Below are 24,781 nucleotides of genomic sequence, written 5' to 3' on the forward strand. Positions count from 1 at the left end.
TCTTAACCTCCTACCCTACAGCCTTCGCAGGCCTTTTCTATGCCCTGTATAACTATCCTTTCTCCTTCCTTAAGACCAGACAGAACTTCCACCTTATCACCCCTTCTTTCTCCAAGCTTTACAAACCTAAGCTCCAAGGTGTTGTCGGGCTTTACAACCCATACCCCTGTAAAGTCAAACCTCCTAACTATGGCTGATTCTGGCACCAAAAGGGCTTCTACCTTTTCTGGTATAAGAAGGCTTCCGTACATACCACTCCTTAATTCCTTATTTTGTTCAAGCTCAAGCTTTACTCTAAAGGTCTTTGTGGCTGGGTCAAGGGCGGAAGACACTTCTTTCACTTTAGCCCTTAGGTTTTTGCCAAGGCTTGGCACATACACCTCATACTCTTGGCCTACCTTTATCTTCCCAACGAACCTTTCTGGTAGGAATACTTCAAAAAGGTAGGGTGGGGACTCTACCACAAGCAAGGGCTGTCCTGGCACTGCCAAATCTCCCACATCCACCTGTTTGTGTGCCACATAGCCTTCCACTGGTGATACAAGGCTTGCATAGTTTAAATTGCTTGCCACCGCTTGTTTTTGGTTTTGTAAGGCCCTTATGCCAGCTTTTGCCTGTTCTACCTGAGCCTTTGCAGACTCATACTGGGCCTTTATCTGGTCAAACTCCTGCTGTGTTATGGCCCCTTCTTTTAAAAGCCTTGAATACCTTTCAAAGGTTTTGCTTACGGCCTCGTAGTTTGCCATGGCAGACTTGAGAGCTTGCTCGGCCTGAGCTATCTGCTTATTTACCGCAGAAACTTGCGCCTTTATATCCTGCGCATCCACTTCCACAAGAACCTGTCCAGGCCTTACCATCTGCCCCTCTTGCACAAAAACCTTCTTCACCTTCCCCATTATCCTGGTGCTTACCTCTATCCTCTTGTCCGCCACTATCTGCCCAGTGTAGGGAGAGCTTATCTCAGAAACCTTTTCCACAGAGCCTACGGTTAGACCTCCCACGGTGGCCGTCTCTTTCTTTACTTCCCCAGCCCTTTCCCTATGGGAGAAAAAGCCACCAAGCCACAAAATTACCAAAAGCATTGCAAAGGCAAAAGCTACATACTTTATCCAACCTTTCATCTTTTCACCTCCTCTGTTAAGCCTGCACCAAAAAGAAGGTCTGCATAAGCCTTATGGCATGCGTTTATGGCTTGTATCCTTTCAAGCCTTGCCTTATCCAATTCTGTTTGTGCATCCAAAATATCCACCATTCTGGCAAGGCCGTTTTTGTACCTTAACTCAATAACTCTTAAAACTTCCTTGCTTGCCTTAATCCTGTCCTCTGCAGACCTTAGCATATCAAGAGCATTCTTATACTCTGCATAGGCCTTTTCTACATCAAGCAAGGCCATGTCCTTCATAAGCCTTATCCTCTCTTCCAATCCATACCTTCTTTCAAGGTTTGCTTGAGCCTTCCTAAGAGTGGTAAGGCCCGTGTCAAAAGCCCAAGAAAAGCCAATACCAACCATGTAGCCCTTACCATCGGAACCGAAGGGATGGTCCTTTGAGTTAAGGAAGTATTGGCCAAAGGCGTATATGTGTGGAAGGTTATCAGAGAGGGTAAACCTATAGGCCTCTTGCAAGGTCCTTAATCTCTCTTCCATAGCTTTTATATCCCTTCTTTGGAGTGCCTTTTCCTTTAGCCCTTCCACATTTACCTGCGGGCACACCTTTAGGCCTTCCACCTCAAAATCTCCAAGCCTGAGGCCTATAACAACCTCAAGGCCTCTTTTTGCCACGCTGTAATTTCTCTCAGCCTTTTCTAAGTTCTCTTGGGCCTTTGAAAGATAAACTTGAGCCCTCAGCACATCGGACAAAAGCCCCATCCCTACCTTATGCATCTGCTCGGCAAGCCTCAAGTGTTCCTTTGCATCCTCCACAGCTTGTTTGGATACCTCTACGGCTTCCTTTGCCAAGGCCACATCCGCATAGGTATGATAGACCTGCCTTATTACCTCTTCTTCTTTTCTGCTTGCCTCAAGGCTTACAGCCTTGTACTCGTATTCGGCCATCCTTTTGGCGGACTGGATTTTACCACCGAGCCATATAGGCACTTCCAAGCTTAGCTTTGTTTCAAAGTTGTTTATGGAGGATGGATTGTTTAGCTTTGAAGGGTCAAAGTCTTGTAAGGTGATCCTCTCTTGGTTTAGCTTGCTCATAAAGGCGTAGGCTGGCACATCGGTCCTTGTGTAGGTTTCCTCAAGCTTTATCCTTGGGAAAAGGGCGCCTCTGGCAGCCTTTAGCTCAAGCTCTTGAGCCTTCACATCCCTTTGGGAAGCCTTTATTATTGGACTGTTTTTGAGGGCAAGGTCTATGGCCTCTTGTAGGCTAAGCTCCTTGGCAAACAACACAGCAGACCATAAGGCCAATAAGATTATAGCGATCATGGCACAACTCCTTTAACAATATAATTATATTCTAATATTCTTATTCTGGTCAATCCACCATCCCTCCTAACATCATCCTTTAAAAATTATAGTGCTTTACACCATGTGTTCCTAAGGTCGTTTGTCTCATTTATTTTTTACCAAAATTTTCACCTTATATGTATGTTATGATTTTTAAAGCCATGAGGATAGCCTTCTTGAAGCAAGGAGAAGACCTTGGAATAAACAGACATATGCTCGGTTTAGTAGATTACCTTAGGGAGTTGGGAGCTGAGGTAAAAGAATTGGACCTAAGCCAAGGCGATCTGCAAGACAGGGTGCAAGAGCTTTTGGACTTTTCACCCTACTTTACCCTTGATGTAAACGGTAGCTGTGTTATCTTTGGAGAAAGAGAGGGTCAAAGAATTCCCGTCTTTGATGCCTTTGGTTTTGTCCATGTTAGCCTCCTTGCAGATGAGCCTCTTTTCCATTTCCCTATCCTTTTGGACCTAAAAAATGCCAATAACCTCCTTTTAGTTATATCGGACCTAAAATATGCAGACAGTTTAAGGCTTCTTGGGCATGAAAGAGGTACGCTATATATGACGCCCTTTATAGACCCAAAGCAGATGCCAAGCATTCCAGAGGAAAAGGACATAGAGGCCATCTTCCTTGGCCCAGCCATTGACCCCCAAATCTTGGCACAGCAGATGCTACAGAATCTAAGAGAGGACTTTATCCCCTATTTCTTTGAAGTGGGTGAGTTCCTCTTTAGAAACCCAGAGGCCCATATACTTTATGCAAGCGAGTATATTCTTTCCATGTTTAACCCAGGCTTCCAAGAGGAGTTCAACCGATGGAGACAAGAAAACTTCCAAGATTACCTTAAGCTTTTGAACGATATTAGCTTTTATGCCACCGCAAGGAAAAGGTGGTATATTCTTAGCTTCCTTGAAGGGATAAACCTTAAGATATTGGGCGCCTTTGAGGGTGAATTGAAAGAGGGCCATGAGCATATAAGCACGAACGGCTGGAGTGAAGCCTTAGAATTGATAGGCAGGTCCCATATAACCATACTTAGCTATCCTCATACAGTTCCTACTGGTGTAGGCTTTGTTCCTTTAGAGGTGGCATTTATGGGTAGCGCACCCATGGTGGACTTTAGGGCAACCCTTGGAGGTTTCTTCACACCAGAGGAAGAGGTAATAACCTACTTGCCTCTTGACAGAGCGGACATAGAAGAGAAGGTGGTATATTACTTGGAAAACCTTCAGGAAGCAAGGGAAATAGGACAGAGGGCAAGGGAGAAAGTGCTTCAAAGCTATACACCCAAGGATAGGGCAGAGTTTCTATACAAAACTTTCCAAGATATATTGGCCCAAGCACAGTCTCAACAAGATAGCCAAAGTTGATGTTTCCCACCTTTGGAACCTTGGTGAACGCAAGCTTGGTAGTGGCTGGAAGCTTTATAGGCCTTAGGTTTTCTCATCTTTTGCCACAAAGCCTTAGAACTTCCATCATGTGGGGCATTGGCCTCTTTACCTTACTCCTTGGAATAAGGCTTATCTCAGAGAACAAGCCAGAGATGCTTAAGGTTTTCTTCCTTTTGGTAGTTGGGTCCTCTCTTGGCACCCTTTTTAGGCTGGAAGAGAGAATTGAAGGCATATCAAAAGGCTCTTCTGGCTTTACAAGGGGCTTTATATCCGCCTCTTTGCTTTTTACGGTTGGTCCTATGACCCTTGTAGGCTGTATCCTTGAAGGGACAAAGGGTGATAGCACTCTTATCCTCTCAAAGGCCTTTATGGATGGTTTTTCTTCCATAATCCTTTCCTCTTCACTTGGAAGGGGTGTTATCTTTTCCGCTATTTATGTGCTTTTATTTCAAGGTTCTATCACCCTTTTGGCCTACTTTTACGGTGATTTTCTAAAAGGTCAAGCCCTTTCCAACACCCTCTTTATAGGTGGTGGCCTTATGGTGCTTACATCACTTAAAATATTTGGCCTTTTGGAAAACCTTAAGCTATTAAATTTGATGCCTTCCCTTGTGATTGCCCTTTTTATTTAGCCAGAGAGCTTATGTTTATTAGGTCGTTCATCTGGTATATCTTGCTAACTATTGCCGGTGAAAGCCTCTCTTCAAGGGATTGGCCTTCCTCTTCTGTTCTAAGTAGAGGGTAGTTGGTGGTTATTATGGTGCTTTTAAGGTAGTTGTACCTTGTGCTGATTATGTAGGATAGTACTTCCACTCTCCAGTCGGATAGCCTTTCGCTACCAAGGTCATCAAGAACTAAAAGTGGCACATTGATTAGGAAGTTCAATAACTTATTCATTTTATCCGAGCCAGAGTAGCTTTGAAGCTTATAAAAAAGATCCTTTGTATCAAAGAAAAAGCTCCTAACTCTTTTTAGCCTATATATGTTTTTGAGTGTAGCAACCGCAAGATGGGTTTTGCCCAAAGAAGGTGGCCCTACAAGAGTCAAGCCTTTTCCTTCCTTGGGGTCAAAGCTATGCGCATAGTAAAGGCATATCTCAAGGGCTGTCTTTTGGGAAGGAGATATGGGCATGTAGTTTTCAAACTCTGCGTTTATAAACCTTGGTGGGATGTTCAAATACTTTTGAAGGTTTACACCCTCATACCTGCAAGAACAAAGCTCTACCACACCTCCCTTATCTATAAAGCCTGTGCCTTTACATTTGGGACACTCCATAAGGATAAAATATAAGCCATGCCTACCTTTTTGCTGACCAATGACGACGGCTATTTTTCTGAAGGCATAAAAGCCTTACGGGAAGAGCTAAGAAAGCTTGGGAGGGTTATAACTGTTGCTCCAGATAGAAATCTTAGTGGTGTGGGTCATTCTTTAACCTTTACACAGCCCCTTAGGATAAGAAGGGTGGACGAGGACTTTTGGACGGTTATAGGTGGCACGCCAGCAGACTGCGTGCATTTTGGATATTATCTCTTCCTAGATGGTCAAAAGCCAGATCTTGTTTGTTCTGGCATAAACGAAGGGCCAAACCTTGGAGAGGACATTACTTACTCTGGCACCGTCTCTGGAGCTATGGAGGGTAGGATATTAGGCATTCCTTCTATTGCCTTTTCCGCCTTCGGAAGGGAAGATATAAACTTTTCTGAAGTGGCAAAAATTGCCAAAGAGGTAGTTATCAAAGTGCTTGAGAAGGGCATGCCAGAGGATGTTTATCTCAATGTAAACATTCCAAACCTTCCAAAGGAAGAGATAAAGGGCTTTATGGTCACCCGTCAGGGAAGAAGGGCTTACAAGGAAAAGGTTTTGAGGCTTTTGGACCCATCTGGAAGACCACTATATTGGATAACGGCTGAAGAGTTTGGATGGCACCTTGAGGAAGGCACAGACTACTGGGCTGTATACCATGGCTATGTGTCTATAACACCCCTCCAGCTTGACCTCACAAACTACAAATATCTTGAGAGCTTAAAAGAGGTCTTTAAGCCTTGACCACTTTTACCTTTTCAAGGGTTATTATGCCATCCTTTACCATCTTTGAAAGCTCTGGAAGTATCTCTTGTATCTTTTCCTCACAGTCCACTATCTCTACCACCATGGGAAGGTCGGAAGACAGAGCCAGAAGGCCAGCCTTGTGTATAACGGAAGACTTGCCATAGCCAAGTATGCCCCTAAAAACGGTAGCACCAGCAATGCCCTTCTTTTTACAAAACTCTACCATATACCTATATAGTGGCTTGCCCTCATACTTATCATCCTCTCCAAAAAAGACCCTTACAAGCACAGCCTCTTCACACTTCATAGCTTATAAAAGTTTACCAAGACCATAGCCTATGGCAACAAAAACCAAACCAAAAAGATTGCTAAAAAAGAGATAGAGGGCCAGCTTTAGCCATTCGCCGTTTATCATAAGGTAGTAGGCTTCATAAAAGAGGGTAGAATAGGTGGAATATCCGCCAAGAATACCAGTTATAAAAAAGGCTCTAAAGGTGGGAGAAATATCAAGCCTTTCCACAAGGAAAGAAAAGGCAAAGCCTATGATGAATGCAGAGGTGAGGTTTACAAAAAGAGTGCCTACAGGAAACTCCACACCAACCTTCGTTTGTACAAGTTTGGATACCAAAAATCTAAGCACAGAACCAATAGCTCCGCCCAAGGCTATGGCTAAGAATAGGGACAAAGCCGCACCTCCTCAAGGGTGATAAAAAGGTTCCCAAACTTTGAAATAAGCCTCTCCACAGCCGTCATCACCTTTGGTTCCTCATCTATAAACTCAACCACTACAGGCAAACCATAAGACAAAACCTCCAACCCCTCATAATGAAAGCTCTTTGTGGTTCCATAACCCATAACGGACTTAAGTACGGTAGCGCCCTCTACGCCCCACTCCTTTAATAGCTCCAAGACCCTCCTGTAGGCAAGCTTTCCCTCCAGCTTATCATCTTCTCTGAGGTATACACGTGCTAAAAGATAAGCCACAGGAATATTATAGGCAAAATGCCCAGAACACTATATTATGAACTTGTAAAGTGGTTTTGTTCCTTCTGTTGGAAAGAGGTTTTGGAAAAGAACAGAATGTGCCCCTACTATGGGAAGGACTTAGGATATGTTCAAAGCTTAAGCTACGAGGATAAGCTTTTGCTTGGCCTTGACAATCCAATAACTCCAAAAAGGATGTTTGTAATTTAGCTGATAGGAAAAAAGAAAGTAAAGAGGGCTACAGAAAAGTTATACGCCATGCTTTTTGAGGATAGGGATATTTATAAGCTTATGGTTATAGCAAAAGCACTTTACTCTATAGGGTTGGAGGAAGCCGTTGAATGTTTGAAAAAGAAGGCAGGCAATGAGGGCATACTTGGCAGTTTTATAAAAAAGCTCATAAAAGATACGCTAGAAGGTCTTATATTCTTTTATTATGCTACAGGTGGAGCTTGTAAAAGATCAAGAGTTAAGCGGTGAGGATATAAAGGCTCTTCAAGAGGAGATAAGGAGGCTTGCAAAGGAAAAGAATGCGGTCATATTGGCCCATTATTATCAAAGGCCAGAGGTTCAAGATATAGCGGATTTTATAGGAGATTCTTTGGAGCTTTCCAGAAGGGCTTCGCAGACCGATGCGGACATCATAGTCTTTTGCGGTGTGCGGTTTATGTGTGAGACGGCCAAGATAGTAAACCCCACCAAAAAGGTGCTACATCCTAATCCCGAGTCTGGCTGTCCTATGGCCGATATGATAAGGGCTGAGGATGTTTTAAGGCTAAAGGAAAAGCACCCCGATGGGGAGGTGGTGGCCTATGTAAACACCAATGCAGAGGTGAAGGCCGTCTCCGACGTTTGTGTAACCTCTGCCAACGCCATAAAGGTAGTCCAAAAGCTGGAGAGCAAAAAGATCATCTTTATACCAGACCAAGCCCTTGGCAACTGGGTAAAGAAACATGTGCCAGATAAGGAGTTTGTGATCTGGCAGGGCTTTTGCCCCCCTCACTTTGAGTTTACCGCAAGGGAGGTTCTAAAGCTAAAAGAACAATACCCCGATGCCAAGGTGGCCGTGCATCCCGAATGCCACCCCAAGGTGATAGAGATTGCAGACTTTGTAGGCTCTACCTCCCAGATAATAAACTATGCTACCACTTGTGAGGCAAAAAGGGTAATAGTGATAACAGAGGTGGGCCTAAAGTACACTCTTATGAAGAAGAATCCAGATAAGGAGTACATATTCCCAGAGTCTATGAACTACTGCGGAACGGTCTATTGTTGTACCATGAAGGGCATAACATTGCCCAAGGTATATCAAACCTTAAAGGAGGAGATAAACGAGGTGGTATTGCCAGAGGATATAATAGAGAGGGCAAAAAGGCCCATACTTAGAATGCTGGAGCTGTCATGATAGAAAGGAGGAAAACACGCCAGATAAGGGTAGGCTGGGTAAAGATAGGTGGGGATGCGCCCGTTGTGGTGCAGTCTATGACCTCCACAAAAACCCATGAGCTTGAGCCTACCCTTGAACAGATAAAAAGGCTACACAAGGCTGGCTGTGAAATCATAAGGGTGGCCGTGCCTCATGAGGAGGACCTGGAGGCCCTTCCGGAGATAGTGAAAAACTCTCCCATGCCTGTCATTGCAGACATACACTTTGCACCATCCTATGCCTTTAGGTCCATGGAGAAGGGGGTTCATGGTATAAGGATAAACCCAGGAAACATAGGGAAGGAGGAGATAGTAAAAGAAATTGTGGAAGAGGCAAAGATAAAGGGTGTGGCCATAAGGATAGGTGTAAACTCTGGCTCTTTGGAGAAGGACCTTCTTGAAAAGTATGGCTACCCTTGTGGAGAAGCCCTTTTTGAAAGCGCCATAAGATGGTCTGAAAAGTTTGAAAAGTGGGGTTTTTATAACTTTAAAGTGTCTATAAAAGGGTCCGATGTGCTGGAAAACATAAAGGCCAATGAACTCTTTGCAAAGCACACAGATATACCCCTTCACATAGGCATAACGGAAGCGGGCATGGGCACCAAAGGTATAGTAAAATCCTCCGTCGGCATAGGTATACTCCTCTATAAAGGTATAGGAGATACCATAAGGGTCTCTTTGACTGACGACCCAGAGGTGGAGGTAGAGGTGGCTTATGCCATACTCCAATCCCTTGGACTAAGGAGAAAGGGACTTGAGATAATCTCCTGCCCTACCTGTGGGCGTATAGAGGTGGACCTTCCCAAGGTTGTAAAAGAGGTAGAAGAAAAGTTAAAGCATATAAACAAGCCCCTAAAGGTTGCCATAATGGGCTGTGTGGTAAACGCCATAGGGGAGGCCAGAGAGGCAGACCTTGGCCTTGCCTGTGGAAAGGGCTTTGCCTGGCTTTTTAAAGAAGGAAAGCCTATTAAAAAGGTAAGCGAAGAAGAGATGGCGCAAGCCCTAATGGAGGAGGTATTGAAGTATGACGGAGAAGGAAAAGTTTGAAAGGCTTATGCAGAAAGCCCAGCTTGTAGACCCAAACATTCAGATAAACTTTGTAATCCTTGACCTCACACCAAGGTGGATGAAGTGTAGAAGAACAAAAAGGCTTGTGTTTCAGTTTCATAAGCTTGGCCAAGAGGAGGCTTTAACTGCCTGCGGCAAAAGGCTTGAAAAGTATCAGGTGCTTCCAGAAAGGCAAGAGAACTTAGTTATAACACAGGTAAATATGATGCTTGGAGGTCTTGGACTTTTGGTCTTTTTTGACCTATGCCCTCAATGCTTTGGGAATATAAACAGGTGCAATCCTTTGGAAGAGGGGGCCTAAAAGCCCCCAAAAGTTTTTTTACTTTACAGAAAGGACCCACTGAGCCAATTGCTTGGCTTCGGCGTCTGATACGTTTTGAGGTGGCATGGGTACAGAACCCCAAACACCAGAACCACCCTTCTTGATCTTTCCAGCCAAGTAGTCTACGGCATCCTTCTTTCCTGCATACTTCTTAGCCACATCTGCAAAGGCTGGCCCTACCTTCTTTGCCTTAAGGTCGTGGCAAGCCATACAGCCCTTTTGCTTGGCGAGCTGTTCGTTTGCCAAAGACAGCCCAGCAAAGCCTACCATCATTGCAAGTGCTAAGGCTACCTTTTTCATCCTTTCACCTCCTAAGTTTGTTTTATGTATTATAATACAAAAGAATTCTGAAAATAAGATGAAAATTGGGCTCTTTGACTCTGGCGTGGGTGGTCTTACCGTCCTAAAAGCCCTAAGGAGGACCTACCCAGAGGTAGATTTTGTATACCTTGGAGATACGGCAAGGGTGCCTTATGGCAACAAGTCTGCCCAAACGGTCATAAGGTATAGCCTTGAATGCGCTGAGTTTTTGCTCAATGAAGGCATAGACCTCCTTGTGGTGGCCTGCAACACCGCAAGCTCTTATGCCTTGCAAGTGTTAAAGGGAAGCCTACCCATTCCAGTCTTTGGCGTTATAGAGCCTGGAGTAAAGAGGGCCCTTGAAAACACAAAAGGAAAGGTGGGTGTGATAGGCACAAAGGCCACCATCTCAAGCTGTGCTTATAAAAACCTGTTGGAAGCCAAGGGAGTAGAAGTCTACCAAAGGGCTTGTCCCTTGTTTGTTCCCCTCGTGGAAGAGGGCCTTTTGGAAGGTAGCATAGCAGAGGCGGTGGTAGAACACTATCTTAAGGACTTAAAGGAAAAGGGCATAGACACCCTAATTCTTGGTTGCACCCACTACCCCCTTTTGAAGCCCCTTATAGAAAGGTTTATGGGTCCACAGGTAAAAGTTATAGACTCGGCACAGGCCATAGCTCTTGAGATAGAACCCTTTGTAAAAAGGGAAGGCTCTTCAAAGCTTGACCTATACTTTACAGACATCTCCCCAAGCCTTCAAAGCTTAGTAGAGCTTATCCTTGGAGAAGTCAAGGAGCCAAGGCTTGTGTCCCTTCCTTGCAAGGTTTAACTCCTCCAAAAAACTCTCCCTTACTTTTTCAAAAAACTCCTTTACCCTTTTGTCCCTGTAGTCGCCGTAGGTCCAATAGAGTGGCCTAAAGCCACCGTAAACATAAAGGTATTCCATCTCCGCATAAACACCCTCCCCAAGGTATATCCTTCCACCCCTCTTCTTTGAAGAAGCCAGTATAAGGTGGCTCTCATCCACATAGCCCGGGTCTATGTTTAGCCTTCTTCTGCCTTCTGTGGAAAACTCTCTTTCCCTTCTTGTGGCCCAAAGCTTAAAGTTTTTTAGGTCTTCCTTTCTCATCAAGCCCTTTAGGCTAAAGAACCGCTTGTATAGGCCTTCTCCCATCTCCTTCCCGTAATACCTTTGAAGGCCCTCAAAGTAAAAACTCTCTGAGACAAATTCTACCTTTAGCTGTGATATAAAATCTGTCAAAAGTCTTTCATCGGCATAGAGGATGGCAAGGATGGGCTTGGCTAACTCCATCTTATAAGCTCTACAAGCTCCTTTTTTGTCCTTTTCATGGCAGAAGGCCCTTCCAAAAAGAGGCCAAAGGCAAGCAGTATTTTATCATCCACCATATAGCCCCTTCTGTTGTTAAGGAGTATTTTCCTAATTTTACCAACCTCTTCCCTTGCCCTCTCAGTGCTTAGGCTTCTGTAATCTATTACCTTTTCAAGCAATAGGTCATAAAGCTTTTCAGACTCCATGATGTCCAAAAAGCTGGCCGTAGGCTCTCCAATGCCCGGTGGATTTACCTTTGACTCTATTAGCACTTCCTTCAAGAGGTTTGCTCTTATGTGGCCTATACCCTTTATGCCCGCAAGACTACCATACTCCGGCCTTATACCATACTTTACCGCATGGGCTATCCTTATCATCTCCTCCGTAGAAAACCTATAAAAGCCATGCTTGTTTATGTCCATTAGAACCCTAAGGAGGTGCATGGCATCGGTGGAAAGGTAGGAAAACTCCCCCGGTGGGTTTTTTAGGTTGGCATACCTTACAGTGAGGCCCTCCACATAGAACAAAAACTGGTCTGTGTTGTCCTCCCAGCAATCTACCCCGCAGGGCAAAAGCATAGCTTTTATGTATTGAAGGTCCTCCTCAAACCTCTCCTTTTCCTTCAAAAAGAAAAAAAGGCTGTCAAACTTCTTCATATAAAGGAGAGGCCTTATGCAGGTCATCGTATCAAGCTGTAGGCTTTTCCTTAGCACAAAGGATTCAAACCTGGTGGGTGGTATGCCAGACCTCACACAAAAGAGGCCCTTTTGGCTCAAAGTATTTCCCTCAAGGTAGCCATAGCTCCTTAAAAAGCTTTCTACCTTCCTTACCTTTTCCTTGCTTACATGCCTAAAAGAATACGTACTCTCCAAATACTTCTCGGGCCTGTCCCTCTCATAAAGGTGTGCCAAAAGTAAGAAGAAGCTAAGAATATCAAGGCTTTCGCCCTCTTCCATCGTGGCCGTGCTAAAGGGTTTGTTCAAAGCCTGAGATAGGTCCCTTTCTAAGTCCTTCTCTTTGGCACCATAGACCAAGAGGTTTGAATAGCCCACATCCCTTATACCAAACCTTCCAGCCCTTCCCTCCATCTGGAGAATGTCAAGGGTGTCTGGTATGCTCCTTAGCTTCCCCCTGCTTCTGAAAAATCTCGTAAGGATTATAACCCTGTCCGCAGGAAGGTTTACGCCGTAGGCCAAGGTCTGTGTGGCTATAAGGGTTTTAAGCCTTCCATCTCTAAAAGCCTTTTCTATCTCTTCCCTTTCCTCCTTTGGCACATCCGCATTATGAAAGGCTATCTCTGGCTCCCTCTCTTCCTCCACCTCAAAGGGTAGTGTTTGGTTCATTATGCCTATCTTCTCTTTGCTTGCAAGCTCCAAAAGCTTCCAGCCAAGGCTCTTCTTTGGCACAAAGAGTATTACACTTTCTTCCCTGTTTTTTAGGAAAAAAAGGGCGTTCAAAAGCCTGCCGGCCAAAAGATCCTCTCCCTCCAAGCCATGCCTTATGGGCTTGTAATGAACTAAGCTCTCCACGCTCCTGTATAGAGGCACGGGCCTCCAGGCGCTCTCTATTACAAGCTCTGCACCTATCCAGCTTGATAGCTCCTCCACACCGGGCAAGGTGGCAGAGAGGCAAAGCAGGGGCACCCCATCCCTTATGCAAGAGGTGATTATCTCCTCAAGTATCCACCTTTTTAGTATCTGATGGACCTCGTCTATGACTACCGCAGAAAGGCCTTCAAGCCATCTGGCTTTGTTTCTGAGAGAGTAGGCAAGATGTTCGTAGGTGCTAACAACCACCTTGGCCTTGACTTCTTTAAAGCTTTCAAGCACGTTTTCACCAGTCCTTAGCTCCACATTATTGGGATAATACCTTTTAAACTCCAAAAGCTTCTCCTTTGCCAAGGACCTGGTAGGCACCGTATAAACTATCCTCCCTTCAAAGTTTTTCATAAAAAGGTAGGCTATAAGGCTCTTGCCAGAGGAAGTGGGAGAGGCCACCAAGGCATTGCCACCCTTGTAAAACTTATAAAAAACCGTCTGTATGGGGTTTAAAAGAGGGTAGTCTATCCTCTCATCTATGTCCTTGGTCCTTATTAACTCCTCTTCCTTTGTCTTTTTTCCATCGGAATATATTACCTTTCCCTCTGGTGGGTTTAATCTGTAGTAGCTTTCTTTGAGGACATGAATTCTTAAAGCTTTTCCCATATCCTTTCCATTCTTTTTAGCTCTTTATCAAAGATAAAAACAAGATTTGGCATTCTTTTAACCCTTAAGCTTTTCATAAGCTGGGACCTTATGTAGCCTTTGGCATGTTCCAAAGCCTTTTTTGCCTCTTCTTCTTTTCCCTCCTCAAGGGTTGTAAAATACACCTTTGCCACGCTCATATCCTCGGAGAGTTCCAATCCAGTTATCACAAGCCCCTCAAGCCTTGGGTCTTTTATCTCCCTATGTATAAGGCTTGCTATCTCTTCCATCAACTGTTTTGCAAACTTTGCCCTCTTTATATCCATAGAGAATATTATGCTATGGTTCAGTCTTTTTCAAAATATTTGAAGCACTCTTATAATATTAACATCATACGTGGGGTGAGAAATTAATTAGGAAACTGGGATGCCATTATACCTTCTTGCAAAAAATAAATGAGACAAGCAATGTAGAAGCACGGCATGCCGTGCCTCTAATAAAAAATCTACTGGTCTTTGACCCGCCCGATGCTTTAATAATACAGGTAAACAGCCAGCAAAAGAGTATGAAGAATACTGGTTTAGGACTTTTAAAGAATTAGAACAAAAAGTGAAAAATCAAGTATAAGAATTTCTTACCACTTTAACTCACTCCTTTTGGCGTAGGTCTGCGGTTTTGCTTGGAAGAAGTCTGTTTTGGTGTCGTTTATGGTCCTAAACTGGTCTATCCACTTCATAGGGTTGTCTGTAATATCTGGGTATAGAGGCTTATAGCCAATCTGGGTGAGCCTGAGGTTAGAAAGGTATTTTATGTATCGGTCAATTAGATAGTCGTTTAGGCCCAATATCTGGTTTTGGGTTACATACTTGCCCCATTCAATTTCTTTTTCTGTGGCAAACTTGAAAAATTCATAGACCCACTTTTCTATCTCTGGTGTAAAGAGTTCCTTGTTTTCCTCTTTCAAGGTCAAGATTATATTCCTAAACAGCGTCACATGAGTGAGTTCATCCCTGTTTATATACTTTATCTGTTGGACCGTATTTCTCACTTTGCCTTGTCTTCCAAGGGTGTAGAAGAAGGCAAAGCCCGAATAAAAGTATAGGCTTTCTAAGACATAGTTTCCAAAAACAGCCTTTATAAAGTTTTCCTCTGTTGGCTTTCTTATAAACTCATTGTAAAGCTCTGCTATAACCTTGTTCCTTTCCATCAAAACTGGGTCCTGCCTCCAGTAGTTGTATATCTCATCTGCCACTCTTGGGTCCACTACGCTTTCAAGGATAAACTGGTAGGAATAGGAATGAAGTGCTTCTTGAAATTCCTGAGAAGTGAGTGCCATAACAAGCTCTGGAGCTGTGATATATCTTGCAAACTCCTTTAGCATATTAACCTGATAGCTATCCAAGGCTATGAGAAAGCTTAGCACCATCTCATAGGCTCTTCTTTCATACTCGGATAGCTCCTTTTCATACTGCTTGCGGTCCTCGTGCATGGGTATTTCTTCTGGTATCCAGAAGTTGGTAAAGCCCATGGTCTTATAAAGGTCAAAAGCCCACTGGTATTTTACGTTGTTTAGCTCCATTATGTTGGTAGGGTTGCCAAAAACTATTTTCCTTTTTGATGTCTCTCTATCGCCCTCTGGGTTAAAGATAATGGTCCTTTCCATGGCATACCTCCTATGTGGAACAGCTCTCACACTCTTCTATATCTGTCATAGACTTACTCCTTGTATAATATACAGTCTTAAGACCCAATTCCCAAGCAAGTTCATAAAGTCTTGAAAGCTTTGGCCCATCTATCTGCTCTGGGTCTATAAACAAGTTCAAAGATTGGGCTTGGTCTATCCACTTTTGCCTTTCGGCGGCAGCCCTTATTACCCACTCTTGGTCTATATTGTATGCACTTTTATAGTGCCAGAAGTATTTGTCTATCTCGGGTGGCACCTGTGGCAATATGCCAGACATGTTCTCTTCTTTGTAAAACTTGGCAAAGATGGGGTCCACAGATGGAGTAGCACCCACTATTAAAGAAGTGGAGCCAGTTGGCATAACGGCCAAAAGATAGGCGTTTCTCATGCCATATCTTTTAACTTCTTCAGCTAAGGATGTCCAGTCAAAGCCGTTTTTTGATATTCTTTGATTTTCTTCGGCAGTCCTTCCAAAGAATATACCCTTGCTCCAATCGGAACCCTCAAAGAGGGGGTAAGGTCCTCTCTCCTTTGCAAGCTCCACAGAGCCTTTTATGGCATAGTAGGCTATCCTTTCAAAAAGGGCATTTGCAAACTCAAGGTGTTCTTCCGATTCCCACTGAATGCCGTTTTTCACAAGGCAGTAGTGGTAATTACTTACACCTATGCCTATGGCTCTGTATCTTTTGTTGGTGTATTCGGCCTCTTTTATGGCATAGAAGTTCATGTTTATCACATTGTCAAGCACTCTTACAAGCACTGGCACCACCCTTTCCAAGTCTTCTTTTGTATATACCTTTCCAAGATTTATAGAACCAAGATTACACACCACCACATCTCCAGACTTCTTTTTGTGAACTATGGTGCCATCCTCCAATAAGGTATCTTCTATATGCTGTGTGGTGGACATGTTTTGCACTATCTCGTGGCAAAGGTTGGAGCTATACACCATGCCACAGTGTTTGTTGGGGTTTAATCTGTTGGCTGTGTCCCTAAAGAATATATAAGGCTCTCCCGTTTCAAAGATAACTGTAAGAAGCCTTTTCCAAAGCTCAAAGGCTGGCACCTCCTTTTTGGCATAAGGTGGAAGCTCCCTTTCCAGCCTTTCATATACCTTTTCAAACTCTTCTCCGTATAGGTCCTCAAGGTTTTTGCCATCCTTTACATTCTTGCAGTAGTAGGGGTCAAAGAGAGTCCACTTTTGTCTGTTTTTCAGTCTTTTCATAAACAGGTCTGGTATGGATATGGCTGGATGTATATCGTGAGCCTTTTTCCTTTCATCGCCCACATTGGTCTTTACCTCCAGAAAGTCCAACACATCCTTATGCCATATGTCAAGGGTTATGGATGCGGAGCCTTTCCTCATGCCAAGCTGGTCCACATATATCATCACATCGTTTAGTATCTTTACCACTGGCAAAACTCCAGAGCTTGCACCCTTAAACTTCCTAATAGGTGCGCCCGTTGCCCTTATCTTACCAAGGTAGATACCAAGCCCACCCGCAAACTTGGAGATCTGCCCAGCCTTTTGCACGTTGTCAAAGATATCGTAAAGGTCGTCATCCACAGTTAAAACAAAGCAAGAGCTAAGCTGTGTATGGGTTCTTCTTGCGTTCATTAAAGTAGGTGTAGCCAAGGAGATTTCGTGCTTGCTAAGTAGGTCATAAAAGGTTTTAGCCCATTTTAACCTTTCTTCCTTTCTTTCTGGTAGGGCAAGGGTCATGGCTATGAGCATATACATCTCTTGTGGAAGTTCTATTACGTTGCCATCCTCATCCCTTACAAGGTATCTATCCACCAGCACCTTTATCCCAGTGTAGTTGAAAAGAAGGTCCCTATCTGGGTCTATATACCTTGATAGAGTGTTAAACTCCTCTTCTGTGTATCCTTCAAGAAGATAGTCTCCGTATATACCCTTCTCTGCATAGGTCTTTACCAGTTTATAAAAGCTGTCTGGGTTATAAGGCTTGTATTTGCCGTTTAGCTTGTCCTTTACCTTATAGCCTCTGAGGTGTCCCACCTCCTTGTAAAGGTCATACAAAAGCAATCTTGCAGCCACATATTGCCATTGGGGTGTTTGTGGAGAAACCTTCTCTGCCGCAGTCCTTATAAGAAGTTGTTGTATTTCCTTTGTGCTAATACCATCTCTGAACTGTATTTGAGCGTCAAGCTCAAGCTCCATAGGGTCCACATCAATACCTTCGCAGGCAAAGCCTATGGCTATACGGATTTTTGATATATCAAGAGCTTCCTTCTTTCCATTCCTCTTAAGGACATGCATGTTTGCCTCCTCTATTTATTTTGTCGGACCGTGGAACTTTAAAGTTTATTACCATACACAGTCAATTGGCAAGACACCCATCACCCAATAGGACTAAGCCGTATATGCATACGTTCCTTAGTATGGGTTAATCCGTCAAAATTTATCAAGGCTGTTCCAAAAATCCACTTAACCTACCGGTTATGTTAAAATAACAAAGAGATGATAACCATAAGCACTAAGCTTTTATTCTCAAACTATCAAGACAAAGAGAAGGTCTTAAACCTAATGAGAATATGGTCTTCTGCTATGAGATATGCCTACAAAAGACTTTTAGAAAGCATGGATATCAACACTTTAAGAAAGTTAATTCAAAATGTGTTTGGACTAAACGCAAGATATTCACACTCAGCCATTGTTAAAGCACAAGCCTTGATGAAAGTAAGAAAAGAGAAAGGAGAAAGCTTAAAAAAGGTTATATTTGGCGGAAGAGATAATTTTAGAAAATTGCAAAAAAGACATATAAACGGGAAAGACTACCAAAAGTTAAAAATTCAATTCCAAGAGAGGAGAAAAGGCAATCTATACTCCATAGGACAAAAACACTCAAAAGGAAACCAAAACACAAGTATAGAAGTAAAAGAGGATAGGACCTATCTTAGAATAAACACAGGAGAAAGGCAATATGTTTATGCCTTGATAAGTGCGGGGGATAGGATAGAGAAGATTAAAGAGATAGCCTTTTCTGGAAGAGCATATACGGTAGAGCTAAAGCTAAGAGATGGCAATGTGTATGCTTACTTCACCATAGAGGAAGAATATCCACAGATAGAGATAACCAAAGCTTATGGAGTAATAGGCATAGACCTAAACGCCTATCCAAACCACATAGCTTGGACAGAAACGGATGAACGTGGCGGACTTATTTCTTATGGTGAAATACCTATGCCAGAATTGGGAAGTGGCAATAGCAATAAGAGAGACTACTACACATGGATATACGCTCATAAAGTTATAAGCTTAGCCAAAGAGAAAGGAAAGGCTATAGCGGTAGAGAAGTTAAAGATGAAGAAAAACAAAGGAGGGGACTACTCTGGGAGAAAGGTAAGGAGAATACAACACAGCTTTGCTTATAGGAAATTGTTAGAAAGGATAAAACTACTTGCCAAAAGGAATGGCATAGAAGTGATAGAAGTAAATCCAGCTTATACATCTATCATAGGTATGTTAAAGTATGCACCACAATACATGGTAAGCAAGGATGTAGCTTCTGCCTATGTGATAGCAAGGAGAGGATTGGGACTAAAAGAAAAGGTGCCAAAGAATTATATGGAGCTTATAAAAAGGCTAAGCATAAAAGACTTGAAAGAGTTAAAAGAGTATGTGAAAGAGAAGGTAAAGAATGCCTATTTGAAAGCTAAACACATAAAGGAGATAGAGAATTTAATAAAAAGCCTTGGGAGTGAGCCATGGAGGATATCTAAGCCACTGGAAGGAACAAGCTTAGATACCCGATTTAATCCATGGCGAGTTCTCAAGGTAGTGGTGCTAACGGCACTCTCTCCTGAGAGGGTATTAAGGGACCTCTCTGTCCTGAAAGATATTCTCTTTCAGGGCTTGTGGGGAGACCCGAGAAGGGCGCAAGTTCCCGCTTCAGGGGGCGGGGGCGTAGTCTGTGTGAAAACACAGGCTATTTTCGGAATACCCTGAAATTTATCACTCCATTATAAGATGGGCTATAGCCTCAATGTGGTATGTGTTTGGAAAGTTATCTATCATATGAAGTTTAGTTATCTTGTAGCCTCCCTTTACCAGGACTTTTAGGTCCCTGGCAAGGGTGGTGGGTTCGCAGGAGACATAGACCAAGCTTTTGGGTTTGTTCTTTAGTATAAGCTGGGCTTCGCCCTCTGAAAGCCCTGCCCTGGGCGGGTCAAGGAATATAAGGTCTATAATATCTCCAGCGTGTCTCTTAAGGGCAGATAATCCCTTTTCAAGCCCAAAGGTGGCATTGCTTATGGAGTTTATCTTGGCATTATACTCTGCATCCCTTATGGCGGAAGGGTTGCTATCGTATGCCATAAGAAAGTTAGACCTTTGTGCCAAAAATAGGCTAAAAAACCCTATCCCACAGTGTAGCTCCAAAACTCTGTCAAAACTATCCGTAGGCACAGCATATTCTATAAACTTCTCCCAGAGCTTGTAATTGACCTGCACAAAGGAGTCCATACTGACCCTATACCTGTAAGGCCCAACCTTTACAAAGATAAAATCCCTGCCAAGGCTATAGATTTTTCCATCCTTATAAAGCCCAAGGCCTACCACCTTTTTGGGAAGGATGTTCTCCATGAGCTTTCTTAGTTTTTCCTTTGGTATGATTTCCTCCGATATTAACTTAAGAACCAACTCTTCCTCCGTAGGAGAGCATACCACATGTATCTCCCTAAGCCCCTGCATCTTCCTTGCTAACTCTTTAAGGGAAGGTATAAGGTCGTTAATTAGAGGATGTAAGAGAAGGCATTGGTCTATTTCTACAAGGTTGTGGCTTTGGCGTTCATAAAAACCTACGGAGCTATTTTCTACCTTAAGCTGTGCCTTAACCCTATAACCGAACTCTTCAGAGTATAGGGAAGGCCCAAGGCTGTCTATATTTATCTTTCCTATTCTTTCAATAGTCTCCAAAAGCATATTCTCCTTTGCCCTTACCTGGGCCAAGTAGTCCATATGTTGTAGTTGGCATCCACCACACAAACCATAGTATTTACATGGAGCCTCTCTCCTCTCTGGAGAGGCTACCAAAACCCTTTTGGCCCTTCCCAACATGTAATCCTTTTTCTCCTTAAGGATTTCCACATCCACCCTTTCACCCGGAAGGGCATAATCCACCATAAGGCTTTTACCCTCTACGTGAGAAAGACCATACCCACCGTATATTAGCTTTTCTATATGAACGTCGTGTAAAAGCCTCATTTTAGTCTTTGTAGTGCCTCAAAGTCTTCCTCAGACATTACATCTATATACCATCCTGTAAGCTTGTTGGCAAGCTTTACATTAACACCATGCCTTCCTATGGCAAGGGAAAGTTTATCCTTTGGTACTGCCACTTCTGCCCTTTTATTCTTTCTATCAATCTTTATCTTTGATACGGGAGCAGGAGAGAGGCTTCTTTTTATGAGTTCTTCCTCGTCGGGAGTCCATCTTATAACATCTATCTTTTCACCAGACAGCTCCTCCGATATGGGTGCTATCCTTGAACCCTTTACACCAACTATCACACCCACGGGGTCTATCTTAGGGTCTTCAGAGTGGACCAAGACCTTTGCCCTCTCACCCGGCTCTCTTACCACCGCCTTTATAACTATTTCTCCCCTGCTTAACTCTGGCACCTCTTGTTCTATGAGTTTTTTGAGAAACTTAGGGTGAGTCCTTGAAAGGATTATTTCATACTTTCCCCTTTTTATCTTAACTTGAAGTAGCAGAGCCTTTAGCCTCATGCCAGGCTTGTATTCTTCCTTTTTTATCTGTTCCCTTTTTGGCAATATGCCTACCACCTTCCCCAGGTCCACTATCACATCACCCTCTTCTGTTATCTTTCTAACTATCCCAAAGACTATACTCCCTTCCTTTTCCACATACTCAAGATAACCCCTCTCTTCCTCCGCCTTTTCCAATTCCTTTAAAAACTCTTCCTTTGCCGCATACACCGCTATCCTGTTTAGGTCCTCCGTTGATATCTCCAAAGGAGACTTCTCTATCTCACCGTTCTTTTTCCGTAGCACACAGACCTTTATGTGGTCTTCCTCAAGATGGACCTCAAGGTCTTCCTTTATTTTCCTATCCTTCTTTATAGCAATGGCTATGGCGTTTTTCAAAGACCTTTCCACTATCCACTCTGGTAGATTCTTCTCCTTTGCCACCTGTTCTATAAGTTTTTTTAAGCTCTTTACCATCTTTCTGGCTCCAAGTTTGCCTTGGCTATTAAGGATAGAGGAATGTGGTATTCCTTTTCCGTCTCTCTTTCTCTTATGTGAAGTATGTTCTCTTTTATACCTTCTATGTAGCCTTTAAGCTCCCTTTTACCTTCTATGGCCTCCCTCAAAACAAGCCTTACAAGCCTACCTACAAAAAACTCAAAGTGAGATGGCTTTGTAAGCTCTCTGGTAAGTCCGGGAGAAGAGACTTCAAGCAAGTAAGAAACGGGAATAATATCCTCCACATCCAAGAGGGCGCTTACCCTTTTGCTTACCTCCTCACAATCACCTATGGTTATACCACCTTCCTTGTCCAATATTATCCTCAAAACCCACCCCTTTTCTGGCTTAAATTCCACATCAAAAAGCTTGTAGCCCATACTCTTTATTATTGGTTCCACAAGCTCTTTTACCCTTTCCACTATTAATTTTTCTTGCAATTGCATAGTTTTACAATTATAGCACCAGATAGGTTTGAAAAGGAACAATCTTTGCATAAACCTTAGGTATAATATTGCTTAAAAACTTAAGGAGGTTTAATATGGGGAAGATGATAAGCTTCAAAAAGGATGGTATAGAAGTGTCTGGCTACCTTGCAGAACCAGAAATGAAAGGCCCTATGATCATAGTCTTTCATGAGTGGTGGGGGCTTGTGGATCATATAAAGGATGTATGCGACAGGTTAGCCAAGGAAGGCTTTTATGCCTTTGGCATAGACCTATACAGAGGCCAGACTGCCAGCGACCCAGACAGGGCAGGAAAGCTTATGCAAGACCTTTTCCAGAATAGGTTCTCAGAGGCGGAAGCCATGGTTAAGACCTCCATTGAATACTTTAGAGAGCAAGACATGGGTTATGTACCAAGGGTGGGAGAGTTTATGCTTGGTGCCACCGGCTTTTGCTGTGGTGGGACATGCACTTGGTACTTTGGAGCCAAGTTCTCAGAAGACTTTAAGGCTTTGGTGCCTTATTATGGCCTTTACAGCATAGTTCCCATTGACTTTTCAAAGATAAAGGCTCCCGTGCTGGCAATCCATGCAGGCCAAGATGCCTTTATACCCCTTTCGGAAGTGGTAAAGGCCATAGAAGAGTGCAACAAAAATAAGGTTCAAGCTCAGTTTATCATATACTCTGGTGTGGACCACGCCTTCTTCAACGACACAAGGCCAGAGGTATACCACGAAGAGTATGCCAATGATGTATGGGAGAAGACTATAGCCTTCTTTGATAAGCACCTCAAATGAGCTGGAAAGACAGGCTAATACTCCTTGCCGTTTCTGTTGTAGGTGCCATAGCCTTTGGTGTGCTTGCCCTTTCAAGGGGCGAGTCTATTGGAGCCTTCTGGCTTTTGTTGGCCACCTTTTGCATATACTTTATAGGCTACAGGTATTACTCCTACTTTATAGCCTACAGAGTTTTTGAAGTAAACGATAACAACCCCACACCTGCCCACAAGTTTTACAACGGCCTTGACTATGTGCCTACCAATAAGTGGGTAGTTTTTGGCCATCATTTTGCCTCCATATCGGGAGCTGGTCCCTTGGTGGGTCCTGTGCTGGCTGCCCAGATGGGCTATCTACCCGGAACCATTTGGATACTTGTGGGTGTGCTTTTGGCTGGAGCTGTTCAAGATATGGTAGTCCTCACCATATCTATGCGTAAGGGTGGCAAAAGTTTGGGACAGATAGCAAGGGAAGAGCTGGGCAAGGTGGGTGGCTTTATAACCCTTTTGGTAATCTACAGCATATTAATAATACTTCTTGCCGTCCTTGCTCTTGTGGTTGTAAAAGCTTTGGCTAAAAGCCCTTGGGCCACCTTCTCCGTGTTTATGACCATCCCCATAGCCATGCTTATGGGAGTGTATATGTGGCACATAAGGCCTGGAGCTGTTGTATCTGCCTCTGTCTTTGGAGCTGTAGCTCTTATGATAAGCCTATACATTGGAAGGCTTATAGCACACCATCAAGTCCTTGGAAAAGCCTTTACCCTGTCTGAACCAGCTCTTGCCATAGCCCTTATGGTGTATGGATTTTTTGCCTCTGTCTTGCCCGTTTGGCTTCTTTTGGCGCCAAGAGATTATCTTAGCACCTTTTTAAAACTTGGCACCATAGCCCTTATGGCCTTGGGTGTTCTTATAGTAAACCCAGAGATAAAGATGCCAGCTTTTACTCAATATGCCTTCACCGGTATGGGCCCCGTTTGGAAGGGCGACCTCTTTCCCTTCCTCTTTATAACCATAGCCTGCGGCGCCATCTCTGGTTTCCATTCTCTTATATCCTCCGGTACCTCTCCCAAGCTTCTTGACAAAGAAAGCCATGTAAGGCTTGTGGGATACGGTGGCATGCTTGGTGAATCCTTTGTGGCCATAATGGCCCTTATTGCCGCCGTCTCTATGGAGCCAGGTCTTTACTTTGCCATAAACAGCCCAGCATCGGAGATAGGGAAAACGGTGCAGGAGGCCGCCAGTAAAATATCAAGCTGGGGCTTTTATATAACTCCAGAATACCTACAGGAAATAGCCAAAAAGATAGAAGAGCCTACTATCCTATCAAGGGTTGGTGGCGCACCAGCCTTTGCCATAGGTATGGCTCTTGTTTTTTCCAAGATAACAGGTGGAGCCTTGCTTGCCTTTTGGTACCATTTTGCCATACTCTTTGAAGCCGTATTTATTCTAACCACCATAGATGCGGGTACAAGGGTGGGAAGGTATATCCTTCAGGACCTCCTCTCCAACATATGGCCAGTCTTTAAGGACTACAAAAACCTATGGATAAACATACTCACCAGCGGAATAACGGTGTTGGCCTGGGGATACTTTTTGTATGTGGGTGTGATTGACCCTTATGGGGGTATAAAGACCCTTTGGCCCCTCTTTGGCATATCAAACCAGCTTTTGGCTGCCACAGCCCTTGTAGTCTCCACCGTCTACCTTGCAAACAATGGAAAGATAAAATACCTATGGATTACAGGCCTTCCTGCCCTATTTATGATAATCAACACGGGAACGGCAGGACTTGAAAAGATATTCCACCCGGATAAGGCCATAGGCTTTTTGTCCCATGCAAAGTGGTTGGAAGAAGCTCTTCAAAAAGGAAAGCTACCACCAATAGCACCCACACCAGAAATAGCTCAAAGGCTTATATTTAACGATTATATTAATGCCTTTATGGCCATGCTTTACGTTTCTTTGGTGGCTTGTGTGGTGGCCATAGCCCTTTATAGAATAAGGCAAGCCTACAAAAAAGATTTATGATATATTTTATTAAGCCCTTAGGAGAGGTGGCCGAGAGGCCGAAGGCGGCTCCCTGCTAAGGAGTTGTAGGGTTAACAGCCCTACCGCGGGTTCGAATCCCGCCCTCTCCGTATTAAAAT

At 43.6% G+C, this 24,781-nt stretch carries 27 protein-coding genes and 1 tRNA gene; 13 read left to right on the forward strand and 15 right to left on the reverse strand.

Going from position 1 to position 24,781, the window contains the following annotated elements:
• Positions 1 to 2: 2 nt before the first annotated feature.
• The gene (locus ACZ5GB_RS00145) at positions 3 to 1,121 is read right to left on the reverse strand and encodes an efflux RND transporter periplasmic adaptor subunit (RefSeq protein ID WP_464326971.1); all 1,119 of its coding nucleotides are present in this window, start codon (positions 1,119 to 1,121) and stop codon (positions 3 to 5) included.
• Positions 1,118 to 2,428 (reverse strand): TolC family protein, encoded by a 1,311-nt coding sequence (locus tag ACZ5GB_RS00150; RefSeq protein ID WP_464326972.1) that lies wholly within the window; start codon positions 2,426 to 2,428, stop codon positions 1,118 to 1,120. Before ACZ5GB_RS00150 ends, ACZ5GB_RS00145 begins: the two co-directional genes overlap by 4 nt.
• Before the next feature lie 182 nt (positions 2,429 to 2,610).
• Here ACZ5GB_RS00150 and ACZ5GB_RS00155 point away from each other — a divergent pair, with 182 nt between their 5' ends.
• Both ACZ5GB_RS00155 and ACZ5GB_RS00160 read left to right on the forward strand, forming a co-directional pair.
• Complete coding sequence (locus tag ACZ5GB_RS00155; protein ID WP_464326973.1) at positions 2,611 to 3,819, forward strand: glycosyltransferase; 1,209 nt, start codon at positions 2,611 to 2,613, stop codon at positions 3,817 to 3,819.
• Positions 3,819 to 4,472 (forward strand): DUF554 family protein, encoded by a 654-nt coding sequence (locus ACZ5GB_RS00160; protein ID WP_464327836.1) that lies wholly within the window; start codon positions 3,819 to 3,821, stop codon positions 4,470 to 4,472. Before ACZ5GB_RS00155 ends, ACZ5GB_RS00160 begins: the two co-directional genes overlap by 1 nt.
• Here the strand turns inward: ACZ5GB_RS00160 and ACZ5GB_RS00165 are convergent.
• On the reverse strand, positions 4,465 to 5,115 hold the full coding sequence (locus tag ACZ5GB_RS00165) for an ATP-binding protein (protein ID WP_464326974.1): 651 nt from the start codon (positions 5,113 to 5,115) through the stop codon (positions 4,465 to 4,467). The genes ACZ5GB_RS00160 and ACZ5GB_RS00165 overlap by 8 nt on opposite strands.
• Positions 5,116 to 5,133: 18 nt before the next feature.
• On the opposite strand from ACZ5GB_RS00165, the gene surE reads away from it, so the two are divergent.
• Positions 5,134 to 5,886 (forward strand): 5'/3'-nucleotidase SurE, encoded by a 753-nt coding sequence (surE, locus tag ACZ5GB_RS00170; protein WP_464326975.1) that lies wholly within the window; start codon positions 5,134 to 5,136, stop codon positions 5,884 to 5,886.
• Here the strand turns inward: surE and ACZ5GB_RS00175 are convergent.
• The 3 genes from ACZ5GB_RS00175 to ACZ5GB_RS00185 are packed head-to-tail and all read right to left on the reverse strand — an operon-like array spanning position 5,876 to position 6,873.
• Positions 5,876 to 6,196 (reverse strand): DUF190 domain-containing protein, encoded by a 321-nt coding sequence (locus ACZ5GB_RS00175; protein WP_464326976.1) that lies wholly within the window; start codon positions 6,194 to 6,196, stop codon positions 5,876 to 5,878. The two genes, surE and ACZ5GB_RS00175, sit on opposite strands and share 11 nt — an antisense overlap.
• 3 nt (positions 6,197 to 6,199) lie before the next feature.
• A complete protein-coding gene (gene crcB, locus ACZ5GB_RS00180) occupies positions 6,200 to 6,574 on the reverse strand; it encodes a fluoride efflux transporter CrcB (protein ID WP_464326977.1) in 375 nt (124 codons plus the stop codon).
• Positions 6,559 to 6,873, reverse strand: a complete 315-nt coding sequence (locus ACZ5GB_RS00185) for a DUF190 domain-containing protein (RefSeq protein WP_464326978.1) — start codon at positions 6,871 to 6,873, stop codon at positions 6,559 to 6,561. The genes crcB and ACZ5GB_RS00185 overlap by 16 nt, the downstream gene beginning before the upstream one ends.
• 18 nt (positions 6,874 to 6,891) lie before the next feature.
• Between ACZ5GB_RS00185 and ACZ5GB_RS00190 the strand changes: the two genes are divergently transcribed.
• Genes ACZ5GB_RS00190 through ACZ5GB_RS00210 form a run of 5 tightly spaced genes read left to right on the forward strand, consistent with a single transcriptional unit; the run spans position 6,892 to position 9,667 of the window.
• Positions 6,892 to 7,083, forward strand: coding sequence for a hypothetical protein (locus tag ACZ5GB_RS00190; RefSeq protein ID WP_464326979.1), 192 nt, complete (start codon positions 6,892 to 6,894; stop codon positions 7,081 to 7,083).
• 48 nt (positions 7,084 to 7,131) lie between these two features.
• Entirely contained in the window at positions 7,132 to 7,353 is a 222-nt protein-coding gene (locus ACZ5GB_RS00195; RefSeq protein ID WP_464326980.1) for a hypothetical protein, read from the forward strand.
• Positions 7,310 to 8,278 (forward strand): quinolinate synthase NadA, encoded by a 969-nt coding sequence (gene nadA, locus ACZ5GB_RS00200; RefSeq protein WP_464326981.1) that lies wholly within the window; start codon positions 7,310 to 7,312, stop codon positions 8,276 to 8,278. The genes ACZ5GB_RS00195 and nadA overlap by 44 nt, the downstream gene beginning before the upstream one ends.
• Positions 8,275 to 9,345, forward strand: coding sequence for a flavodoxin-dependent (E)-4-hydroxy-3-methylbut-2-enyl-diphosphate synthase (ispG, locus tag ACZ5GB_RS00205; protein ID WP_464326982.1), 1,071 nt, complete (start codon positions 8,275 to 8,277; stop codon positions 9,343 to 9,345). The genes nadA and ispG overlap by 4 nt, the downstream gene beginning before the upstream one ends.
• Positions 9,323 to 9,667: a hypothetical protein gene (locus tag ACZ5GB_RS00210; protein ID WP_464326983.1), complete on the forward strand. Its 345-nt coding sequence runs from the start codon at positions 9,323 to 9,325 to the stop codon at positions 9,665 to 9,667. Before ispG ends, ACZ5GB_RS00210 begins: the two co-directional genes overlap by 23 nt.
• A gap of 18 nt (positions 9,668 to 9,685) precedes the next feature.
• Here the strand turns inward: ACZ5GB_RS00210 and ACZ5GB_RS00215 are convergent, their stop codons facing one another.
• Positions 9,686 to 9,988 (reverse strand): c-type cytochrome, encoded by a 303-nt coding sequence (locus ACZ5GB_RS00215; RefSeq protein ID WP_464326984.1) that lies wholly within the window; start codon positions 9,986 to 9,988, stop codon positions 9,686 to 9,688.
• Positions 9,989 to 10,046: 58 nt separating this feature from the next.
• Between ACZ5GB_RS00215 and murI the strand changes: the two genes are divergently transcribed.
• Positions 10,047 to 10,814: a glutamate racemase gene (gene murI, locus ACZ5GB_RS00220; RefSeq protein WP_464326985.1), complete on the forward strand. Its 768-nt coding sequence runs from the start codon at positions 10,047 to 10,049 to the stop codon at positions 10,812 to 10,814.
• Here murI and ACZ5GB_RS00225 read toward each other — a convergent pair.
• The 5 genes from ACZ5GB_RS00225 to ACZ5GB_RS00245 form a co-directional block, all read right to left on the reverse strand.
• Positions 10,749 to 11,297: a DUF4416 family protein gene (locus tag ACZ5GB_RS00225; protein ID WP_464326986.1), complete on the reverse strand. Its 549-nt coding sequence runs from the start codon at positions 11,295 to 11,297 to the stop codon at positions 10,749 to 10,751. The genes murI and ACZ5GB_RS00225 overlap by 66 nt on opposite strands.
• Entirely contained in the window at positions 11,288 to 13,519 is a 2,232-nt protein-coding gene (locus tag ACZ5GB_RS00230) for a DEAD/DEAH box helicase (RefSeq protein WP_464326987.1), read from the reverse strand. Before ACZ5GB_RS00230 ends, ACZ5GB_RS00225 begins: the two co-directional genes overlap by 10 nt.
• Complete coding sequence (gene rbfA / locus ACZ5GB_RS00235; protein ID WP_464326988.1) at positions 13,504 to 13,824, reverse strand: 30S ribosome-binding factor RbfA; 321 nt, start codon at positions 13,822 to 13,824, stop codon at positions 13,504 to 13,506. The genes ACZ5GB_RS00230 and rbfA overlap by 16 nt, the downstream gene beginning before the upstream one ends.
• Positions 13,825 to 14,132: 308 nt before the next feature.
• Complete coding sequence (locus tag ACZ5GB_RS00240) at positions 14,133 to 15,161, reverse strand: ribonucleotide-diphosphate reductase subunit beta (protein WP_464326989.1); 1,029 nt, start codon at positions 15,159 to 15,161, stop codon at positions 14,133 to 14,135.
• Between the two features lie 10 nt (positions 15,162 to 15,171).
• Entirely contained in the window at positions 15,172 to 17,463 is a 2,292-nt protein-coding gene (locus tag ACZ5GB_RS00245) for a ribonucleoside-diphosphate reductase subunit alpha (RefSeq protein WP_464326990.1), read from the reverse strand.
• A gap of 201 nt (positions 17,464 to 17,664) precedes the next feature.
• Between ACZ5GB_RS00245 and ACZ5GB_RS00250 the strand changes: the two genes are divergently transcribed.
• Entirely contained in the window at positions 17,665 to 19,152 is a 1,488-nt protein-coding gene (locus tag ACZ5GB_RS00250; protein ID WP_464326991.1) for an IS200/IS605 family accessory protein TnpB-related protein, read from the forward strand.
• 6 nt (positions 19,153 to 19,158) lie between these two features.
• Here ACZ5GB_RS00250 and ACZ5GB_RS00255 read toward each other — a convergent pair whose 3' ends face one another.
• Genes ACZ5GB_RS00255 through ACZ5GB_RS00265 form a run of 3 tightly spaced genes read right to left on the reverse strand, consistent with a single transcriptional unit; the run spans position 19,159 to position 21,856 of the window.
• Positions 19,159 to 20,409, reverse strand: coding sequence for a class I SAM-dependent RNA methyltransferase (locus ACZ5GB_RS00255; RefSeq protein WP_464326992.1), 1,251 nt, complete (start codon positions 20,407 to 20,409; stop codon positions 19,159 to 19,161).
• Positions 20,406 to 21,389 carry a transcription termination factor NusA gene (gene nusA, locus ACZ5GB_RS00260; protein WP_464326993.1) on the reverse strand — a complete coding sequence of 328 codons (984 nt, stop codon included), beginning with the start codon at positions 21,387 to 21,389 and terminating at the stop codon, positions 20,406 to 20,408. Before nusA ends, ACZ5GB_RS00255 begins: the two co-directional genes overlap by 4 nt.
• Positions 21,383 to 21,856 carry a ribosome maturation factor RimP gene (locus ACZ5GB_RS00265; protein WP_464326994.1) on the reverse strand — a complete coding sequence of 158 codons (474 nt, stop codon included), beginning with the start codon at positions 21,854 to 21,856 and terminating at the stop codon, positions 21,383 to 21,385. The genes nusA and ACZ5GB_RS00265 overlap by 7 nt, the downstream gene beginning before the upstream one ends.
• Positions 21,857 to 21,960: 104 nt before the next feature.
• Between ACZ5GB_RS00265 and ACZ5GB_RS00270 the strand changes: the two genes are divergently transcribed.
• The 3 genes from ACZ5GB_RS00270 to ACZ5GB_RS00280 all read left to right on the forward strand — a co-directional run bounded on the left by ACZ5GB_RS00270 (position 21,961) and on the right by ACZ5GB_RS00280 (position 24,772).
• On the forward strand, positions 21,961 to 22,653 hold the full coding sequence (locus tag ACZ5GB_RS00270) for a dienelactone hydrolase family protein (RefSeq protein WP_464326995.1): 693 nt from the start codon (positions 21,961 to 21,963) through the stop codon (positions 22,651 to 22,653).
• Entirely contained in the window at positions 22,650 to 24,662 is a 2,013-nt protein-coding gene (locus ACZ5GB_RS00275; protein ID WP_464326996.1) for a carbon starvation CstA family protein, read from the forward strand. The genes ACZ5GB_RS00270 and ACZ5GB_RS00275 overlap by 4 nt, the downstream gene beginning before the upstream one ends.
• Before the next feature lie 20 nt (positions 24,663 to 24,682).
• Positions 24,683 to 24,772 (forward strand) — tRNA-Ser (locus ACZ5GB_RS00280).
• The last annotated feature ends 9 nt before the right edge of the window (positions 24,773 to 24,781 follow it).

The organism is Hydrogenobacter subterraneus (assembly GCF_055390195.1).

What these genes read in the sequence shown, in the direction of transcription:
- ACZ5GB_RS00155 (WP_464326973.1), top strand. Translation starts at nt 2,611, where the DNA reads ATGAGGATAGCCTTCTTGAAGCAAGGAGAAGACCTTGGAATAAACAGA.
- surE (WP_464326975.1), top strand. Translation starts at nt 5,134, where the DNA reads ATGCCTACCTTTTTGCTGACCAATGACGACGGCTATTTTTCTGAAGGC.
- ispG (WP_464326982.1), top strand. Translation starts at nt 8,275, where the DNA reads ATGATAGAAAGGAGGAAAACACGCCAGATAAGGGTAGGCTGGGTAAAG.
- ACZ5GB_RS00190 (WP_464326979.1), top strand. Translation starts at nt 6,892, where the DNA reads ATGCCCAGAACACTATATTATGAACTTGTAAAGTGGTTTTGTTCCTTC.
- ACZ5GB_RS00240 (WP_464326989.1), bottom strand. Translation starts at nt 15,161, where the DNA reads ATGGAAAGGACCATTATCTTTAACCCAGAGGGCGATAGAGAGACATCA.
- ACZ5GB_RS00255 (WP_464326992.1), bottom strand. Translation starts at nt 20,409, where the DNA reads ATGAGGCTTTTACACGACGTTCATATAGAAAAGCTAATATACGGTGGG.
- ACZ5GB_RS00145 (WP_464326971.1), bottom strand. Translation starts at nt 1,121, where the DNA reads ATGAAAGGTTGGATAAAGTATGTAGCTTTTGCCTTTGCAATGCTTTTG.
- ACZ5GB_RS00275 (WP_464326996.1), top strand. Translation starts at nt 22,650, where the DNA reads ATGAGCTGGAAAGACAGGCTAATACTCCTTGCCGTTTCTGTTGTAGGT.
- ACZ5GB_RS00175 (WP_464326976.1), bottom strand. Translation starts at nt 6,196, where the DNA reads ATGAAGTGTGAAGAGGCTGTGCTTGTAAGGGTCTTTTTTGGAGAGGAT.
- ACZ5GB_RS00160 (WP_464327836.1), top strand. Translation starts at nt 3,819, where the DNA reads ATGTTTCCCACCTTTGGAACCTTGGTGAACGCAAGCTTGGTAGTGGCT.
- ACZ5GB_RS00270 (WP_464326995.1), top strand. Translation starts at nt 21,961, where the DNA reads ATGATAAGCTTCAAAAAGGATGGTATAGAAGTGTCTGGCTACCTTGCA.
- rbfA (WP_464326988.1), bottom strand. Translation starts at nt 13,824, where the DNA reads ATGGATATAAAGAGGGCAAAGTTTGCAAAACAGTTGATGGAAGAGATA.
- ACZ5GB_RS00195 (WP_464326980.1), top strand. Translation starts at nt 7,132, where the DNA reads ATGCTTTTTGAGGATAGGGATATTTATAAGCTTATGGTTATAGCAAAA.
- murI (WP_464326985.1), top strand. Translation starts at nt 10,047, where the DNA reads ATGAAAATTGGGCTCTTTGACTCTGGCGTGGGTGGTCTTACCGTCCTA.
- ACZ5GB_RS00265 (WP_464326994.1), bottom strand. Translation starts at nt 21,856, where the DNA reads ATGCAATTGCAAGAAAAATTAATAGTGGAAAGGGTAAAAGAGCTTGTG.
- ACZ5GB_RS00210 (WP_464326983.1), top strand. Translation starts at nt 9,323, where the DNA reads ATGACGGAGAAGGAAAAGTTTGAAAGGCTTATGCAGAAAGCCCAGCTT.
- ACZ5GB_RS00250 (WP_464326991.1), top strand. Translation starts at nt 17,665, where the DNA reads ATGATAACCATAAGCACTAAGCTTTTATTCTCAAACTATCAAGACAAA.
- nusA (WP_464326993.1), bottom strand. Translation starts at nt 21,389, where the DNA reads ATGGTAAAGAGCTTAAAAAAACTTATAGAACAGGTGGCAAAGGAGAAG.
- ACZ5GB_RS00225 (WP_464326986.1), bottom strand. Translation starts at nt 11,297, where the DNA reads ATGGAGTTAGCCAAGCCCATCCTTGCCATCCTCTATGCCGATGAAAGA.
- nadA (WP_464326981.1), top strand. Translation starts at nt 7,310, where the DNA reads ATGCTACAGGTGGAGCTTGTAAAAGATCAAGAGTTAAGCGGTGAGGAT.
- ACZ5GB_RS00215 (WP_464326984.1), bottom strand. Translation starts at nt 9,988, where the DNA reads ATGAAAAAGGTAGCCTTAGCACTTGCAATGATGGTAGGCTTTGCTGGG.
- ACZ5GB_RS00230 (WP_464326987.1), bottom strand. Translation starts at nt 13,519, where the DNA reads ATGGGAAAAGCTTTAAGAATTCATGTCCTCAAAGAAAGCTACTACAGA.
- ACZ5GB_RS00165 (WP_464326974.1), bottom strand. Translation starts at nt 5,115, where the DNA reads ATGGAGTGTCCCAAATGTAAAGGCACAGGCTTTATAGATAAGGGAGGT.
- ACZ5GB_RS00150 (WP_464326972.1), bottom strand. Translation starts at nt 2,428, where the DNA reads ATGATCGCTATAATCTTATTGGCCTTATGGTCTGCTGTGTTGTTTGCC.
- ACZ5GB_RS00245 (WP_464326990.1), bottom strand. Translation starts at nt 17,463, where the DNA reads ATGCATGTCCTTAAGAGGAATGGAAAGAAGGAAGCTCTTGATATATCA.